Origin of the sequence: Mycobacterium asiaticum (genome assembly GCF_001668675.1) — a bacterium.
Lineage (GTDB): Bacteria > Actinomycetota > Actinomycetes > Mycobacteriales > Mycobacteriaceae > Mycobacterium > Mycobacterium asiaticum_D.
In genome coordinates, this window is record NZ_LZKQ01000154.1 from 1 (window position 1) to 16,508 (window position 16,508).

General features: G+C 67.7%; 14 protein-coding genes. 7 read left to right on the forward strand and 7 right to left on the reverse strand.

The window, feature by feature from the left end; genetic code table 11:
- On the forward strand, positions 1–798 hold a 798-nt coding region (locus A9X01_RS13480), incomplete at its 5' end, for a PPE family protein, SVP subgroup (RefSeq protein WP_172832509.1).
- Between the two features lie 81 nt (positions 799–879).
- Here the strand turns inward: A9X01_RS13480 and A9X01_RS13485 are convergent.
- Entirely contained in the window at positions 880–1,521 is a 642-nt protein-coding gene (locus A9X01_RS13485) for a cutinase family protein (protein WP_065121257.1), read from the reverse strand.
- Between the two features lie 56 nt (positions 1,522–1,577).
- A complete protein-coding gene (locus tag A9X01_RS13490; RefSeq protein WP_065121258.1) occupies positions 1,578–2,864 on the reverse strand; it encodes an Rv1453 family transcriptional regulator in 1,287 nt (428 codons plus the stop codon).
- 156 nt (positions 2,865–3,020) lie between these two features.
- Here A9X01_RS13490 and A9X01_RS13495 point away from each other — a divergent pair, with 156 nt between their 5' ends.
- Positions 3,021–4,850: an adenylate/guanylate cyclase domain-containing protein gene (locus tag A9X01_RS13495; RefSeq protein ID WP_065121259.1), complete on the forward strand. Its 1,830-nt coding sequence runs from the start codon at positions 3,021–3,023 to the stop codon at positions 4,848–4,850.
- 42 nt (positions 4,851–4,892) lie between these two features.
- Positions 4,893–5,213: a hypothetical protein gene (locus A9X01_RS13500; protein WP_065121260.1), complete on the forward strand. Its 321-nt coding sequence runs from the start codon at positions 4,893–4,895 to the stop codon at positions 5,211–5,213.
- A 4-nt stretch (positions 5,214–5,217) separates the two neighbouring features.
- On the opposite strand, the gene A9X01_RS13505 is transcribed toward A9X01_RS13500, so the two are convergent.
- Positions 5,218–5,679: a PPOX class F420-dependent oxidoreductase gene (locus A9X01_RS13505; RefSeq protein ID WP_065121261.1), complete on the reverse strand. Its 462-nt coding sequence runs from the start codon at positions 5,677–5,679 to the stop codon at positions 5,218–5,220.
- 57 nt (positions 5,680–5,736) lie between these two features.
- Between A9X01_RS13505 and hrpA the strand changes: the two genes are divergently transcribed.
- Entirely contained in the window at positions 5,737–9,648 is a 3,912-nt protein-coding gene (gene hrpA / locus A9X01_RS13510; RefSeq protein WP_065121262.1) for an ATP-dependent RNA helicase HrpA, read from the forward strand.
- 6 nt (positions 9,649–9,654) lie between these two features.
- On the opposite strand, the gene A9X01_RS13515 is transcribed toward hrpA, so the two are convergent.
- Positions 9,655–10,734 carry a YihY/virulence factor BrkB family protein gene (locus A9X01_RS13515; protein WP_065121263.1) on the reverse strand — a complete coding sequence of 360 codons (1,080 nt, stop codon included), beginning with the start codon at positions 10,732–10,734 and terminating at the stop codon, positions 9,655–9,657.
- Positions 10,735–10,826: 92 nt separating this feature from the next.
- Here A9X01_RS13515 and zwf point away from each other — a divergent pair, with 92 nt between their 5' ends.
- Both zwf and A9X01_RS13525 read left to right on the forward strand, forming a co-directional pair.
- Complete coding sequence (gene zwf / locus A9X01_RS13520) at positions 10,827–12,326, forward strand: glucose-6-phosphate dehydrogenase (RefSeq protein WP_065121264.1); 1,500 nt, start codon at positions 10,827–10,829, stop codon at positions 12,324–12,326.
- 87 nt (positions 12,327–12,413) lie between these two features.
- Positions 12,414–13,649, forward strand: a complete 1,236-nt coding sequence (locus A9X01_RS13525) for an osmoprotectant NAGGN system M42 family peptidase (protein ID WP_065121265.1) — start codon at positions 12,414–12,416, stop codon at positions 13,647–13,649.
- An 8-nt stretch (positions 13,650–13,657) separates the two neighbouring features.
- Here A9X01_RS13525 and A9X01_RS13530 read toward each other — a convergent pair whose 3' ends face one another.
- Positions 13,658–14,506 (reverse strand): aldo/keto reductase, encoded by an 849-nt coding sequence (locus tag A9X01_RS13530; protein ID WP_065121267.1) that lies wholly within the window; start codon positions 14,504–14,506, stop codon positions 13,658–13,660.
- Positions 14,507–14,612: 106 nt separating this feature from the next.
- Between A9X01_RS13530 and A9X01_RS13535 the strand changes: the two genes are divergently transcribed.
- A complete protein-coding gene (locus A9X01_RS13535) occupies positions 14,613–15,488 on the forward strand; it encodes an HpcH/HpaI aldolase/citrate lyase family protein (RefSeq protein ID WP_065121287.1) in 876 nt (291 codons plus the stop codon).
- 6 nt (positions 15,489–15,494) lie between these two features.
- On the opposite strand, the gene A9X01_RS13540 is transcribed toward A9X01_RS13535, so the two are convergent.
- On the reverse strand, positions 15,495–16,100 hold the full coding sequence (locus tag A9X01_RS13540; protein ID WP_065121268.1) for a cyclic nucleotide-binding domain-containing protein: 606 nt from the start codon (positions 16,098–16,100) through the stop codon (positions 15,495–15,497).
- A gap of 101 nt (positions 16,101–16,201) precedes the next feature.
- Positions 16,202–16,459, reverse strand: coding sequence for a hypothetical protein (locus A9X01_RS13545; protein ID WP_065121270.1), 258 nt, complete (start codon positions 16,457–16,459; stop codon positions 16,202–16,204).
- Positions 16,460–16,508 lie beyond the last annotated feature (49 nt).

Here is a 16,508-nt window from a genome sequence, read left to right on the forward strand (position 1 = left end):
GCGCAGAGCAGCATCGCCAATGCCGCCCAGGCGTTCTCGGCGGTGCCGAACTCGCTGACCAGCCTCGCCGCGCCGGCGGCGGCCGCCGACGCGGTGGATCCGATTCAGGTGCTGGACATCCTGGGCGACCTCAGTGGCCTGTTCCTCGACCCCGGCATCGGCACAGCCGGGTTGTCCACCGACGCGGTGCTGGCCGGCGCGGCGCTGCCCTATGACATCAACGGGTACTTCATCGGCCTGCACACCGACGACATTGTCAGCGGCTGGGCCGGGGTCGAGAGCTGGCCCGGCACGGCTGCGGTGCCGCCGACACCGTTCCCGGTGATCAGCAACGTGGGGTCGACCGCCTCGGCCGGCCTCGGCGAGGCCAGGACGATCGGGGCGTTGTCGGTGCCATCCGGGTGGACGACCGCGGCCCCGGCCACCCGGCTGGCCGCAGTGGCGCTGCCTATGACCAACACCGCCACTACCGCGGCCGCCGCCGCGGAAACCTCCGCCAGCGGCGCGGGAACGCTGTTCAGCCAGATGGCGCTCGCAGGCCTGGCCGGCCGGGCGTTGGCGGGCACCGTCGGCGCCGGAGGCGCTGGCCCGCGCACCCGGGAGCGGGTTGCGGTGACCAAGACCAACGCGCAACCGCCCGAGGCGACCGAGGAGCCGGCGACCGCAGCGCCGGTCCCTGCGGGTGGGCCGATCACCAGCATCTCCGCCGAACTGCGCGAGCTGGCGTCGCTGCGCGACGCGGGCATCCTGACCCAGGACGAGTTCACCGAGCAGAAGCGACGCTTGCTCGCCCCGTGAGTCGTCCGGCCCGGTGGGGTGAGCAGACGCTTAAGCCCCCGCACGCGCAGCGTGTCGGGGGCTTAAGCGTCTGCTCGTCAGCTACTTGAGCCGGTTGGCCGCGAACGTGGCGGCCTGGTTCGTCATGCCGTTCTCGATGTAAACCACGTGCGCCATGATGTTGCCGCCGCCGGTGCAGATCGGGTCGTCCGGGGCGCACTGGCTGATCAGCTTCCCGCTGTAGAGCGGGTTGATCGCCGGAAGCGGTCCGCCCCACAGCGCGCTGGAGAATCCGCTGGACGGTTCACCGAAGTAGGCGACCGCGGCGACGTGGTTGGCGACTGGGGCCGGCATCTCGGTGGTGGCCAGGTTGATCACGGTCGCGCCCTGTGAGTACCCACCGAGCACGATCTTGGTGTTGGGGCAGCTGGCCACGGTGCCCTGAATGTGCGCGCTCGCATCATCGGCTCCGCTGGGTGCACTGTGCCGGTAGTCGTCGTTGGCGGGGTAGTTCACCGCGTAGACCTCGACGGAACGCCCGGCGACCTGCGAAGTGAGGTCGTCGACGAACGCCTGTCCGACGTTGCCCAGCCCGGGGTCCTGATGAGTCCCGCGCGCGAACACGATCGACACGTCGGAACAGGGGTCGGCCGAGGCGGTCGGGCTCGCGATGGGCACGGTCAGCAACGCCCACGTCGTCACGACCAGAACTCCACCGAAACGTGCCAAGCTGCGCAAAGTCATGCCGAGAATCCTGGCATACGCCGGTGTCACCACCTCAGGCGGCCAAGACGGCCGCCTCAAGCCATGTTGTCGTTGCTGAGGTCTTGTTCTTGACTACCAGACCATTTCAGCGCTTCCAGCGCCACCGCCACCCGAACGGTGGTGCGGTCCAATGGCCGAGGCAGTAGCCGTTGTGCCGTATCGAGGCGGCTCAGCAGCGTGTTGCGGTGAATGTAGAGCTGTTGCGCGGCCCGGGCAGCGTTGCACTGCTCGTTGATATAGGTCAGCAGGGTGTCCCGCAGCACCGAACCTGCCGACGCAAATGCGCCCAGGGTGCTGGTGATGAAATCGTCTGAGTAGTCCGGCTTTTGAGTGAGCAGCGCAACCATTTGCACATCGTCGAAGAACGCGACCTGTTGCCGGGAACGCAGCCGGACCATCATGTGCTGTGCGGACAGGGCTTGTTGATGGCTGCGCCGGAAACCTTCAACACCCCGGGCGCTGGTCCCAATTGCGATGCGTAGCTTGGGCGTTTCCTCGAGCACCCGGCGAACCTGATCGCTGTCGACGTCGGTGATGTCTTTGAACCACACCCAGCGGGTCGCCTCGGCGGCCAATACGGTCAGCGGTTGCGTCGATCCGACCGCGTCGCACACCGCGGCGGTGGTTCGATCCAGCATGCGGTATTCGTCGTCGGATTCGTCGCACCAGATCACCGCTGCCGTATGCGATCCGGCGAGGGTATAGCCGAGCCGGACCTCGGCGCGCTTGTGGTTCACCGGTTCGCGGGCAAGGATGAACTCCACGATTTTCCGGCGTTCGATCAGCGCCCCCTGGGCCAGCTCGCTGTGCTCCAACTTCATCTGCCTCGAGATGCCGGCGAGGGTGGCGTCGACGAAATCATTGGCCGACTTGGCGACCAGATTGAGCAACTCGCGCAACTCGTACGGCGTCGCCGGGAGGTCGAAGACGATATCTATCCACCGTTGCAAAGCGACGTTCTGGCCGATACGGAAGATGTCGTGCACGGACGCGCCGAGGCCACGACGCACCAGGACCCGTGCCATGCGCAGCGGCTCCGGGCCCAGATACGCGGTGACGGGGGCGCCCGGGTCACGCAGGTGACTGGTGGCGAAGTGCACCAGGGTTGCCCGGTTGGACGAGCTCACCGCTGCGGCCAGGGTGGGGTCGCCGGCGAGGGCGGGATTTGCGGCCACCGTGGCCCGGTCGAGTTCGGCGAGCCATTCCGGGCTGGGGTTCAGAGCAATCCAGGCTCCCTGTCGGATCAAGTCACGGGTTTGCGGTGCCAATCTGCTGTCTACCACGGAGAACCATTCGGTCGTAGGCGTGCTGTGCAGTGTCATCGAGGTCTCTCGCCTGGGTGAGTGAATCGAGGCGGGCCGTGCCCTCCCATAAGCTACATCAATGTATTGTATACAGTCAAGTATTATATACCTAAATGTATCCATTCTATTTTGGCCGTGTCCGTACTCAGCCGCCGAGAGTTACAGTCGCAAGCGATGCGCCGCACCTGGACCTGGACATTCGATCTTCCGCCCGAGCAACTCTGGCCGTTGCTGGCCGACACCAACCGGCTCAACGAAGCGCTCGGCCTGCCGCCGTACACCCTCGAGGAGACGCCGCAACCCAACGGCACCGTGCTGCGCACCGGCCGGGGCAAGGCCGCCGGCTTCGCGCTGGAATGGGAGGAGAAGCCCTACAACTGGGTCACCGGCCGGCATTTCAGCCAGTCCCGGGTGTTCAGCAAGGGCCCCTTCCGCCGCTTCGGCCCGGTCTTCGACCTCGAGCCCGACGGCCAGGGCGGCTCCCGGGTCAGCTACGCGCTGGAATGGGAACCGCTGAGCCTGACGGGCCGCGTGTTCGGTGCGCGCCTGGCGACCCAGGCGGGGGAAAACGTGGCCAAGCGCATCCTGGAAGCGATCGCCTTCGCTCGCGGCGAGCCCACCGTCGAGCGCCTCACCCCGTTCGTTCTTCCGGAGCCCAAACTGCCGTTCGGTGCACGCGAACGGGCCACTGCTATGACGCGCGAAATCGACCGCAACCCGTACGGAAACGGACTCGGCGACCGGCTTGCCGACCTCGTCCTGCGCGGCATGGCTGCCGACCTCGCCCGGATCCGGCCCAAGAGCCTGGCCCGCGATTTCGGCGTGCCACCGCGCGCCGCGACCGAAGCCTGTTTCGCCGGGGTCAAGGCCGGTCTGCTCAACATGAAATGGGATGTGTTGTGCCCCAATTGCCGTGGTGCCCAGGCCAGCGTCACCACGCTGGCCGACCTGCCCCGGGGCGCGCACTGTTCGTCGTGCAACATCGACTACGAACGCGACTTCGAGCGCAACGTGGAGCTGACGTTTGCGCCGGCTCCGACGGTGCGCCCGCTGCCGATGGGGAACTTCTGTCTGTCCGGACCGCTGGCCACGCCGCATGTGGCGATCCAGGTGTTGCTCAGCCCGGGGGAGCAGCGCACGGTCGCCGTCGACCTGCCGCCCGGTTCGTACCGGTTGCGCACCCTGCATCCCGGTGACGTCGTCGACGTCGACTACGAGTCGGGGCCGTTTCCGGGCGTGTGCATCACCGCGGCGGGGGTGGAACGTCTACCCGTCGAAGGTGAACCGGGAACCGTCACCTTCGTCAACGAATCCGGCTTCGAGCTGGCCGCGGTGGTGGAGGACCGCACTTGGACGCGCGACACCCTGCGGGCCCCGGAAGTGATCTCGCTGCAGGCTTTTCGCGACTTGTTCGCCGAGGCGACGCTGCGGCCGGGCGATGACGCCGGCGTCAGCCAGGTGACGTTGTTGTTCACCGACCTGCGCGGCTCGACGGCGCTGTACGAACGGGTCGGCGACGCCGCCGCCTACAACCTGGTGCGCGAGCACTTCACCCTGCTGGCGATGATCGTGCGCGAACACGACGGCGCGGTGGTCAAGACGATCGGGGACGCGGTGATGGCGTCGTTCAACGATCCCGCGCAGGCGGTGCGTGCCGCGCTGGCCATGCAGGAGCGGATCGCGTCGTCGGCGCATGGCGGCGAGGACCTGGTGCTGAAGGTGGGTGTGCACGCGGGCCCGAGCGTGGTTGTCACGCTCAACGACCGCTTGGATTACTTCGGCTCGACGGTGAACATGGCCGCGCGGCTGCAGGGTCAGAGCGAGGGCGAGGACATCGTGCTGTCCGAGGCCGTGGCCGCCGATCCGGCGGTGCAACGGCTGCTGGCCGGTGTGCCGGCGCGGCGGGAAACGGTCGCGCTGAAGGGTTTTGCCGAGCCGGTCGGGTTCCTGCGGTTGCTGAGTTTGGGATCTGCGCCGGAAGGGCAAGATATAGCAGTGTGCTAGCGCCCTAGGTTGCACGAACCGTTGCACGAGACGAGGTGTGCCATGTGGTCAGTCGTTTGCCGTCTGATGGCCGTCGCGGCCATGGTTTTGGCGCCGATGGCGGTCGTCACCGCCGTGTCGCCGGGAGTGAGTCACGCCGACTGCGCCGACGGCGAATGGTGGGATCCGACCGGCAAGGTGTGCCGGCCCCTCGGGGTGGGACCACAGCCGCTCGACTGCGCGGCCGGCGAATGGTGGGACCCGACCGCGAATGTGTGCCGTCCGCTCGGGGTGGGACCGCAGCCACTCGCCTGTGACAACGGCTGGTGGTGGGATCCGGGCACCAACGCCTGCCGACCCCCGCTGATCCCGCCGGCCGGATAGCGGCTCAGCTCGCCGGCGGCGGAAATCCCCCCGTCGCCACGGGACCCCAGCGCCGCGGTGTCACCCGAATCAGGCACTTGCCCTGATCCGCCATCGCGCGCCGATAGTCCTGCCAGTCCGGGTGCTCGCCGGCGATCGCGCGGTAATAGTCGACCAGTGGCTCGATCGCCTCGGGCACGTCGATCACTTCGGCAGTACCGTCGACCTGTACGTACGGGCCGTTGAAATCATCGGAGAGCACCACGATGCTGGCTTTTGGTGTGCGCCGGATGTTCAGGCTCTTGGCGCGCTGCGGGTAACTCGCGATCACCAGCCTGCCCTGCGCGTCGACGCCGCCGGTCACCGGCGAGCTCTGCGGCGACCCGTCGGCGCGAAAAGCGGTGAGCAGCATGCGGTGTCGCGGCCGGATGAAATCCAGCAACTCGGATCGGCTCACCGCGTCGGCGGTCGCGAATTTCGGTGCCATGCCACCAACGTAGCGGGCCGGGCGCGGGCGTTCGGTCCGCCGCCTATCCTGGCCCGAGTGGCCGATCTGACCCTCGCGGAGTTGCGCAGCCGCCTCGGCGACGTGACCGTCCGCGACGCCACCCGGCTGCGCCGACGCTTGCAGAACCTGCGCGGCGCTAACCCGGCAAAGCTGCAACAGCTGGCCGACCAGATCGCCGCCGCACAGACGCTGGTCGCCAACCGTCGGGCCGCCGTCCCGGCGATCGCCTATCCCGACCTGCCGGTCAGCGGGCGCCGCGAGGAGATCGCCGCGGCGATACAACAGAACCAAGTGGTCGTCGTCGCAGGCGAAACCGGCTCGGGGAAGACGACTCAGCTACCCAAGATCTGTCTCGACGTCGGGCGTGGGGTGCGGGGGACCATCGGGCACACCCAGCCGCGGCGGCTGGCGGCCCGTACGGTCGCCCAGCGCATCGCCGACGAACTGCGCACCCCGCTCGGTGACGTGGTCGGCTACACGGTCCGGTTCACCGACCAGGTGAGCGACCGGACCCTGGTCAAGCTGATGACCGACGGCATCCTGCTCGCCGAGATCCAGCGCGACCGGCGGTTGCTGCGCTACGACACCCTGATCCTCGACGAAGCGCACGAGCGCAGCCTCAACATCGACTTCCTGCTCGGCTACCTGCGCGAGTTGCTGCCACGCCGCCCGGACCTCAAGGTGATCGTCACCTCGGCGACCATCGAGCCGCAACGATTCGCGGCGCACTTCGGTGGGGCGCCCATCGTGGAAGTGTCCGGGCGGACCTATCCGGTGCAGATCCGCTACCGGCCGTTGGAAGTGCCCGTGGCGGCGGGCCCGGACGACGATCCCGACGACCCCGACCGGGAAATCGTGCGCACCGAAACCCGCGACGAGGTCGAGGCGATCGTCGACGCCATCGAGGAACTGCGCTCCGAACCGCCCGGTGACGTCCTGGTGTTCTTGTCCGGCGAGCGCGAAATCCGCGATACCGCAGAAGCTTTGGGTGGATTGCAGAGCGGGCCGATGCCTACCGAGGTGCTGCCGCTCTACGCCCGGCTACCGACCGCCGAGCAGCAGAAGGTGTTCGCGGCCCATACCGGGCGACGCGTTGTGCTGGCCACCAACGTGGCCGAGACATCGCTGACGGTGCCCGGGATCCGCTACGTGGTGGATCCCGGCAATGCCCGCATCTCGCGCTACAGCCGGCGGCTGAAGGTGCAACGGCTGCCGATCGAGCCGATCTCGCAGGCATCGGCCGCGCAGCGGGCCGGTCGCTGCGGCCGGGTGGCGCCCGGGGTGTGCATCCGGCTGTATTCCGAGGAGGATTTCACCGCCCGGCCGCGCTACACCGAGCCGGAGATTCTGCGGACGAACTTGGCGGCGGTGCTGCTACAGATGGCCGCGCTGCAGCTCGGTGACATCGAGAATTTCCCGTTTCTCGACCCGCCGGACCGGCGCAGCGTGCGCGACGGTGTGCAACTGCTGCAGGAACTCGGCGCGTTCGACCAGCACGGCGCGATCACGGACCTGGGCCGGCGGCTGGCCCGGCTGCCCGTCGACCCCCGGCTGGGCCGGATGATCCTGCAGGCCGAGACCGAGGGCTGCGTGCGCGAAATGCTGGTGCTGGCAGCCGCATTGACGATCCCCGACCCGCGGGAGCGTCCGGCCGAGAGCGAAGACGCCGCCCGCCAGAAGCACGCCCGCTTCGCCGACGAACACTCCGACTTCATCGCCTACCTGAACCTGTGGCGCTACCTGCGTGAGCAGCGAAAAGAATTGTCCGGTAATGCTTTTCGACGCATGTGCCGCACCGACTTCCTGCACTACCTGCGTATCCGCGAATGGCAGGACCTGGTTGGGCAGCTGCGCAGCATCTGCCGCGATTTGGGCATCGTCGAGTCCGACGAGCCGGCCGAACCCGCTCAGATTCACGCGGCGCTGCTGGCGGGCTTGCTGTCTCATGTCGGGATGCGCCGCGAGGACGGGCGTGAATACCTCGGTGCGCGCAACGCACGGTTCGTGCTGGCACCTGGCTCGGTGCTGACCAAGAAACCGCCGCGCTGGGTGGTCGTCGCGGATCTGGTCGAGACCAGCCGCCTCTACGGACGGATCGCCGCCCGCATCCAGCCCGAGATCGTCGAACGGATCGCCGGCGACCTGGTGCAGCGCGCATACAGTGAGCCGCACTGGGACGCCAAGCGCGGGGAAGTGATGGCCTTCGAACGTGTTTCGCTGTACGGGCTGCCGCTCGTGGCGCGCCGCCGCGTCGGATACGCGCGGGTGGAACCGGCGGTCGCGCGGGAGTTGTTCATCCGGCATGCGCTGGTGGAGGGCGATTGGCACACCCGGCACCACTTCTTCGGCGACAACGCCCGGTTGCGCACCGAACTCGAGGGGCTGGAAGAGCGGGCGCGCCGCCGCGACCTACTGGTCGGTGACGACGAGATCTTCACCTGGTACGACGCGCGCATCCCGGCCGAGGTCGTCTCCGCGCGGCACTTCGACAGCTGGTGGAAAAAGCAGCGGCACAAGACCCCGGACCTGCTGACGTTCACCCGGAACGACCTGCTGCGCACCGAGGATCACGACGACAGCGACCGCCCGGATGCGTGGCGCATGGGTGACGCCGCGTTGCCGTTGACGTACCGGTTCGAGCCCGGCGCCGCCGATGACGGCGTCACCGTGCACGTCCCGATCGACGTGCTGGCCCGCCTCGGCGGTGACGAATTCGCCTGGCAGGTACCGGCGCTGCGGGAGGAACTGGTGACCGCGCTGATCCGCTCGCTGCCAAAAGACCTGCGGCGCAACTTCGTCCCGGCGCCCGACACCGCCCGCGCGGTGCTGGCCCGGATCGACCCAGACCAGGAGCCGCTGCTGGAGGCGTTGCAGCGCGAATTGCGCCGTGGCACCGGGGTGGTGGTGCCGATCGAGGCCTTCGACCTGGACAAACTGCCCGCACATCTGCGGGTGACGTTTGCCGTGGAGTCCGCCGACGGCAAAGAGGTGGCTCGCGGCAAGGACCTGCATGCGCTGCAGGAACGGCTCGCCGCCCCGGCCCGGCGGGCCGTCGCCCGCACCGTCGCAGCCGAGCTGGAACGGACCGGATTACACACCTGGCCGGATGATCTCGCGGAACTGCCGAGGGTCGTCGAGCGCGCGGTGGACGGGCGTGCGGTGCGCGGCTACCCCGCACTGGTGGACACGGGGACCGCCGTCGATCTGCGGGTGTTTGCGACCCCGGCCGAGCAGCAGAGCGCGCTGCGGCCGGGACTGCGGCGACTGCTCCGGCTGAGCGTGCCCTCACCCGTCAAAAGCGCTGAACGGCAACTTGATCCGCGCACCCGGTTGACGCTGGGGAGCAACCCGGACGGATCCCTGGCCGCGCTGCTGAACGACTGCGCCGACGCGGCCACCGACGCGCTGGTGCCCGAACCGGTGTGGACGGGTGCGGAGTTCGCGGCGTTGCGCGATCGCGTCGGACAGGCCTTGGTGTCCACGACGATGGACCTGGTGGGCCGTAGCGAACGGGTGCTGGCCGCCGCGCGGGAGGTAGAGCTGCTGCTGCCCACCCAGCCGCCGCCGGCACAGGCGGAGGCGATCGCCGACATCCGGGCCCAGCTCGACCGGCTGTTGCCGCCGGGGTTCGTCACCGGCACCGGGCGCGGGCACCTCGACGACCTCACCCGCTACCTGACCGCGATCCACCGGCGCCTCGAGCGGTTGCCGCATTCCCTCGCGACCGACCGGGAACGGATGCACCGAGTGCACGCGGTCCAGCGCGCCTATGAGGACCTCGTGCAAACCCTGCCGTCGGCCCGGGCGGCGGCCGCCGACGTCCGTGAGATCGGGCGCCAGATCGAGGAACTGCGGGTGAGCCTGTGGGCACAGCAACTCGGCACCCCGCGCCCGGTCAGCGAGCAGCGCATCTACCGGGCGATCGAGGCGGCGCGGGACCGCTCCTGAATTCGGTCAGCCGCGGCGCCCCCGGGTGCGGCGCAGCCACCGCCCGCGCTTGATGTCCTTCTGCTCGGACGCCTCGTTCTTCTCGACGGCCCGGGTGTCCTTGGGCGGCAGCTGGAGCTCTCGTTCGGCCGCGATGCCCGCCTGCAACTGGCGTCCCCGCTCCAGCTCGGCGTCGAGTTCGGCGCCGAAGAGCAGTGCGACGTTGGTCAGATAGAGCCAGAGCAGGAACACGATGACGCCGCCGACCGCGCCGTAGGTCTTGTTGTAGCTGCTGAAATTGCTGACATAGAAACCGAATCCGAACGACGCGAGCGCCCACAGCAGAATCGCGATGGCCGCGCCGATGCTCAGCCAGCGGAATTTGGGCTGCTGCACATTGGGAGTGATGTAGTAGAGGATCGCCACCGCGAGCGAGACGAACACCAGCATGACCGGCCACTTGGCGATGGTCCACAGCGTCTGTGCGGCCTCGCCCAGTCCGATCGCAGCGCCGACCGCGTCGGTGACCGGCCCGCTGACCACCAGCATCAGCGCCACCACGGCCACCAGCACCAGCCCCGCCAGCGTGAGCGCCAATTGCAGCGGGCGCAGCTTCCAGATCGGCCGCCCTTCGGCGACCTCGTAGATCCGGTTCATCGCCCGCCCGAACGCGCCGACATAACCGGAGGCTGACCACAGTGCGGCGAGGATGCTGAACAGGAGCGCGAATCCCGCCGACTGGTTCTCGACGACCTGCTCGATCGGCTGACGCAGCAGGTCGACCGCCGAGGCCGGCACCAGATCGCCGGCCGCGTTCAGCAACGCGTCGGTGGTCCGCCGCCCCTCACCGAAGACGCCCAGCAAAGACACCATCACCAGCAGCGCCGGAAACACCGACAGCACCGCGTAGTACGTCAACGCCGCGGCCAGATCGGTGCACTGGTCGGTGACGAACTCTCGTGCCGTCTTGCGCAGCACGAAAAGCCAGGATGCCCTGGTCAGGTCGTGCGGTGACGCCGGCTTGCTCGGGTCGTCGGGATCCGGTGCCCGCTCCTTGTCCTCGGTTCGGGCCTCGGTGCGGGCGTCATCAGTTCCGCTGGGGGCCATACCCGTCCGTTCCCGCCAACCGTGCCGTTCACACCGATGCGATGCGGGCAACTCTGGTGCACATGAGGCGGGGCGATGGAAGTATCGCGAGGGTGCCCTCCAAGAAACCGCAGACGATCGCCTATCCAGCCCCCGACCATCGCCCGCACCGCCACGATTCCGAGCCGCTCGACCCGCACGTCATCGTGCTGTTCGGCGCAACGGGCGATCTCGCCAAACGCAAGCTGCTGCCCGGTCTGGCGTATCTGGACCAGTCCGAGCTGGCACCGAACATCGAGATCGTCGCGACGTCGCTGGAAGACCTCGGCGACGAAGAGTTCCGGGAGCTGGCCAAGAAGGCGATCGACTCCTTCGGCACGCACAAGCTGACCGACGAACAATGGGCCAACTTCGCCAAGATCGTCACCTACGTTCCGCAGGGCGACGGCCCCGAAGCCCTGGCCGCAGCGGTCGCCCGGGCCGAGGAGAATCTGGGTACCAATGTTCGGCGACTGCATTATCTGTCCGTCCCGCCCAAGGCGGCCCGCCCCGTCATCACCATGCTGCGCGACGCCGACCTCGTCGACCGCTCCCGGGTGGTGATGGAGAAGCCGTTCGGCACGGATCTGGACAGCGCGGTCTCGCTCAACGACTTCCTGCACGAAACCTTCGACGAATCCCAGATTTTCCGCATCGACCATTTCCTGGGTAAGGAAGCGGCGCAGAACATTCTGGCGTTCCGTTTTGCCAACGGGCTTTTCGAGCCGATCTGGAACCGCAACTTCATCGACCACATCCAGATCGACATTCCCGAGGCGCTCGGACTCGATGAGCGCGCGAACTTCTACGAGGAGACCGGCGCGTACAAGGACATGGTGGTGACCCACCTGTTCCAGGTGATGGCCTTTGTGGTGATGGAGCCGCCGACGGCGCTCGAGCCGCGCGCCATCAGCGAGGAGAAAAACAAGGTCTTCCGGTCCATGCTGCCGGTCGAGACGTCCCATGTGGTGCGCGGGCAATACGCCGGTTACCGCCAGGAGAAGGGCGTGGCAAAGGATTCCGACACCGAGACCTTCATCGCGCTGAAGGTCGGGATCGACAACTGGCGCTGGGCCGGGGTGCCGATCTACCTGCGGACCGGCAAGAAGATGGCCGAGGGCATCCGCATCATCTCGATCGCCTTCAAGGAAGCGCCCCGAACGATGTTCCCGCCCGGTTCGGGGGTGGGCACCCAAGGCCCGGACCACTTGACGTTCGATCTGGCCGACAATTCGAAGGTGTCGTTGTCCTTCTACGGCAAGCGCCCCGGCCCGGGCATGAAGCTGGACAAGCTGTCCATGCAGTTCTCCACCCAGGAGACCGACTCGGCGGAAGACGTGCTCGAGGCGTACGAACGGCTGATCCTGGACGCGATGCGGGGCGATCACACGCTGTTCAACACCGCCGAGGGCATCGAATCCCTATGGGAGCGGTCCGAGCAGCTACTCACCGACCCGCCGCCGGCCAAGCTCTACCAGCCGGGGACGTGGGGCCCGAACGCCATCCACCAACTGATCGCGCCCAACGCGTGGCGGTTGCCGTTCGAGCGGGAATGGCGCGAACGCAAAGGGTGAACCGTGCCGGCCAGAACGGCCACCCGGGCAATGGGAGCCGATAACCCGATAGGTTGAACACCGTTCTTTGGAAGAAAAGGAGGCACGGTGCCCGAAACCGCGGCCATGGCCGAGGCCGATCGCGCGTGGATGATCGACACGCTGCTCGCGCTGCTGCAGACGCCCAGTCCGTCCGGGCGTACCGACGCGGTGATGCAGCTGATCGGCGACACGTTCGACGACTTCGGTGTGCCGTTCTCGCTGACCCGCCGCGGAGCCTTGACCGCTGAGCTCGCGGGGGAGTCGGAGACCACCGACCGGGCACTGGTCGTCCACGCCGACACGATCGGCTGCATGGTGCGCCGCCTGAAGGACAACGGCCGCCTCGAACTGGTCCCGGTCGGCACCTTCTCCGCGCGGTTCGCCGCGGGCGCCCGGGTCCGGATCTTCATCGACGACCCCGACGAATTCATCACCGGCACCGTGATGCCGCTCAAGGCCAGCGGGCACGCCTTCGGCGACGAGATCGACACGCAGCCCACCGACTGGGAACACGTCGAGGTCCGCGTCGACCGCAGGGTGTCCTCGCGGGAGGACCTGGTCCGGCTGGGATTGCACGTGGGTGATTTCGTCGCGCTGATCGCCAGCCCCGAACTCGCCGCCGACGGTTTCATCGTGTCCCGCCACCTGGATGGCAAGGCGGGCGTGGCCGTCGCGCTGACCCTGGCCAAGCACTTCTCCGAGAACAAGGTGGTGCTGCCGCACCGCACCACGATCATGGTGACCATCACCGAGGAGGTCGGCCACGGCGCCAGTGACGGTCTGCCCGCCGGTGTGGCCGAGCTGATCTCGGTGGACAACGCCGTGTGTGCGCCCGGCCAGCACTCACTCGAGGACGGCGTCACGATTCCGATGGCCGATTTGCACGGCCCGTTCGACTACCACCTCACCCGAAAGCTTTGCCGCCTGGCCGAAGAGCACGGCATTCCACATGCGCGTGACGTGTTCCGCTACTACCGCTCGGACGCCGCGGCGGCCATCGAGGCCGGTGCGGGCACCCGAGCCGCACTGGTCGGGTTCGGCCTGGACGGCAGCCACGGCTGGGAGCGAACCCACATGAGTTCGTTGGAGGCGACGTACAACCTGCTGCACTGCTGGCTGCAGACGCCGCTGACGTTCGCCAAATGGGACGCCAAGCCGTCGGGCAAGCTGCGCGACTTCCCGTCGTCCAAGCAGCCCGCCCCGACCGAGCAGTGGGTGCCGCTGGCCCGCGGCGACCATGCCGAACCCGGCGACGCGTCACCCGGCGCCTCCTGGCCGCCGGCGGAGGGCCCGCACCACTGAGCCCGGACTCAGTCCGGGATGTAGTCGAAGGTGTCCGGGTGGGCACCGGTGCGGCCGTTCTCGCCCCGGTCCAGCCCGGTGATGGACGCCACGTCGTCGTCGGCCAGGTCAAAGTCGAAGATCTCGAAGTTGGACTTCACCCGGTCGGGTGAGACCGATTTCGGAAACACGATGTCGCCGCGCTGAATGTGCCAGCGCAGCACCACCTGCGCCGGAGTCTTGCCCAGCTTTCCCGCGATCCGGGTGATGACCTCGTCGTCAAGCACCTTCCCCTGAGCGATGGGCGACCACGCCTCGGTCGCAATCCCGTGTTCCCTGTTGTAGGCCCTGACTCGTTCGTTGGTCAGGTAGGGGTGGACCTCGATCTGATTGACCGCGGGCACCAACTTGGAGCCTTCGGCGAGCCGGTCGAGATGGTCGGGCTGAAAGTTGGAGACGCCGATGCTGCGGGCGCGTCCGTCGCGGGCGAACTCTTCGAGCGTGTTCCACGTCGAGACGAAATCCCCGTCGTACAGCGTTGGGAGCGGCCAGTGGATCAGGAAGAGGTCGACGTAGTCCGAACCCAGCGCGGAAAGTGTCTCGTCGAACGCCCGGCGCGCGTCGTCGGGCCGGTGGAAGCCGTTGTTGAGTTTGCTGGTTATGTAGACGTCGGCGCGGTCGACGCCGGCATCCCGGATGCCTTGTCCCACTTCTTTTTCGTTGCCATACATTTGCGCGGTGTCGATGTGGCGATAACCCACTTCGAGCGCGGCGCGCACCGCGGCGGCGGTTTGATCGGGTTCAATCTGAAAGACACCGAAGCCCAGCTGCGGGATCGTGTTTCCGTCGTTGAGAGTGATTGTCGGAACATTGGTCATAGACGTGGGGTGCCCACTTCGGGGGGTAACCCAACACCGGCGCCCCGCAGCCGGCAACGCGACGTTCGCCACCCGACCGGCAACCCGACAGGAAGTGATCGACCGCATGGCACCGACAGTGCGTCCCCGCCGATCCGCGCTCTATTTGCCGGGCAACAAGCCCCGGGCCCTGGAGAAAGCCAGGACGCTGCCGGCGGACGTGTTGATCTTCGACCTCGAGGACGCCGTGGGACCGGACGCAAAAGCGCAATCCCGAACCGAGGTGCGCGAGGCCGTGTCATCGGGCAGCTACGGACCCCGCGAGGTCGTAGTGCGCATCAACGGGCTGGGGACCGAATGGCACGACGATGATCTCGTCGCCGCGGCCGATTCAGGCGCCCACGGAGTGCTGGTGCCCAAGATCGAGACCGGCGAACAGGTCACAACGCTGACCGGCGCCCTCGACCGGCTCGGCGCGCCCGAGGGGATGCAGCTGTGGGCAATGATCGAGACGCCCCGCGCCTTCCTGCGGGTGGAGGAGATCGTCTCGGCCAGCGAGCGATTGGGGGTGCTGGTGATCGGCACCAACGACCTGGTGAACGAACTGCACGCGGTCCACCTACCCGGACGCGCCCCGGTGGTACCCGCCCTGGCCCTGGCGGTCCTGGGGGCGCGCGCGGCCGGGAAGGTCATCCTGGACGGCGTCTACAACGACATCACCGACGACGCGGGTTTCCGGGCGGAGGCTCGCCAGGGCCGCGAGATGGGTTTCGACGGCAAGACACTCATCCATCCGTCCCAGATCGCTCCGGCCAACGACGTGTTCGGGCCCTGCGAGGAGGAGGTCGCGCACGCCCGCAAGGTGGTGTCGGCTTACGACGAAGCCCGAGCGCTGGGCAACAGCGTGATCACCGTCGACGGGCGCATGATCGAAAACCTGCACGTGCGTGAAGCGCAGCGCATCCTGGCGCTCGCCGAACTCATCGCCGAGCGGGAGTCCTAGCGGTATTCAGCGCGCGGACTGCGCGGTGCTGTGCTGATCGATCCACTGGGACAGCGCGTCCTCGAGCGCCGTCGCCGCATCGATCCCGGCAGCGTCGGCGGCTCGCTCGAACTGCTCGACGATCTCGGTCGGGATCGACGCGTTCACCCGGGAACGGGTCGGCTTCGGCTTCGGCGGCGGAGCCTCCGACACGTGGCGCGCCGCGGTCGCTTCCATGGTCTCGCGCAGCGCGGGTATCTCGTCGAGCAGCCGGGCCAGGTCGTCGCGCTCGATGCGCAACATCTCGGCCGGCCCGATGGTGGTCACGGTCGCGGAGCGCAATTTCCCTTGCCGCAGCGCGGATTCGCCGATCACCTCGCCCGGCCCGACCACGGCAACGCGGTCGTCGCCGATGTACACCCCGGCCTCACCGCTGAGCAGGATGTAGCAGGCGTCCGACGGGGTCTGCTCCCGAATCAACGGCCAAGGCACCGACTGCGAACTGTGATGGGCCGCCCGCACCAAGCGCTCGAGGTCACCGTCCGAAAACTTCTCGAAGGCGGAGAACCCGCGCAGCCGTTGGGCGTCTTGACGCGCCTTCTTTAGATCAAAGTCCTCGTCGTCGTGTTTCATGGTGGGCTCCCGATCCGCGATGTGACCCTGACGTCGCAGAGCCTAACGCGAATTCCGGCAATTTCCTCGAACTGATTTTGCGGCGCCCGCCCGTTCCGGTTTCAGTGGTGCCGGCTGTTAGCCGTCGGGCTCTGCACGGATTCCCACTTCGACGCCAGCGACCGTTTCACGGTGGTGCCGGCCGCCAACTCGATCTGGAAGGTCTCGCCCTCGTCTCCCTCGAGGGTCACGATGAACCCGCCGTTGGCCGCGTCCTTGAACACCACCTTGTAGGACCCTTCGCCCTTGCCGCGGTCCAGCGCGATGACATCGCCGGGGGAAACGTCATCGATACGGTCGGTTCCAGAGACTTCAGACATGACCTCGAAGGTAGCCGATAGGGGCGCCGCGACCGGCCCGCGGCGGGAA

Coding starts and splice junctions, on each gene's coding strand:
- A9X01_RS13485 (WP_065121257.1), bottom strand. CDS start 1,521: ATGACTTTGCGCAGCTTGGCACGTTTCGGTGGAGTTCTGGTCGTGACG.
- A9X01_RS13490 (WP_065121258.1), bottom strand. CDS start 2,864: ATGACACTGCACAGCACGCCTACGACCGAATGGTTCTCCGTGGTAGAC.
- A9X01_RS13495 (WP_065121259.1), top strand. CDS start 3,021: ATGCGCCGCACCTGGACCTGGACATTCGATCTTCCGCCCGAGCAACTC.
- A9X01_RS13500 (WP_065121260.1), top strand. CDS start 4,893: ATGTGGTCAGTCGTTTGCCGTCTGATGGCCGTCGCGGCCATGGTTTTG.
- A9X01_RS13505 (WP_065121261.1), bottom strand. CDS start 5,679: ATGGCACCGAAATTCGCGACCGCCGACGCGGTGAGCCGATCCGAGTTG.
- A9X01_RS13515 (WP_065121263.1), bottom strand. CDS start 10,734: ATGGCCCCCAGCGGAACTGATGACGCCCGCACCGAGGCCCGAACCGAG.
- A9X01_RS13530 (WP_065121267.1), bottom strand. CDS start 14,506: ATGACCAATGTTCCGACAATCACTCTCAACGACGGAAACACGATCCCG.
- A9X01_RS13535 (WP_065121287.1), top strand. CDS start 14,613: ATGGCACCGACAGTGCGTCCCCGCCGATCCGCGCTCTATTTGCCGGGC.
- A9X01_RS13540 (WP_065121268.1), bottom strand. CDS start 16,100: ATGAAACACGACGACGAGGACTTTGATCTAAAGAAGGCGCGTCAAGAC.
- A9X01_RS13545 (WP_065121270.1), bottom strand. CDS start 16,459: ATGTCTGAAGTCTCTGGAACCGACCGTATCGATGACGTTTCCCCCGGC.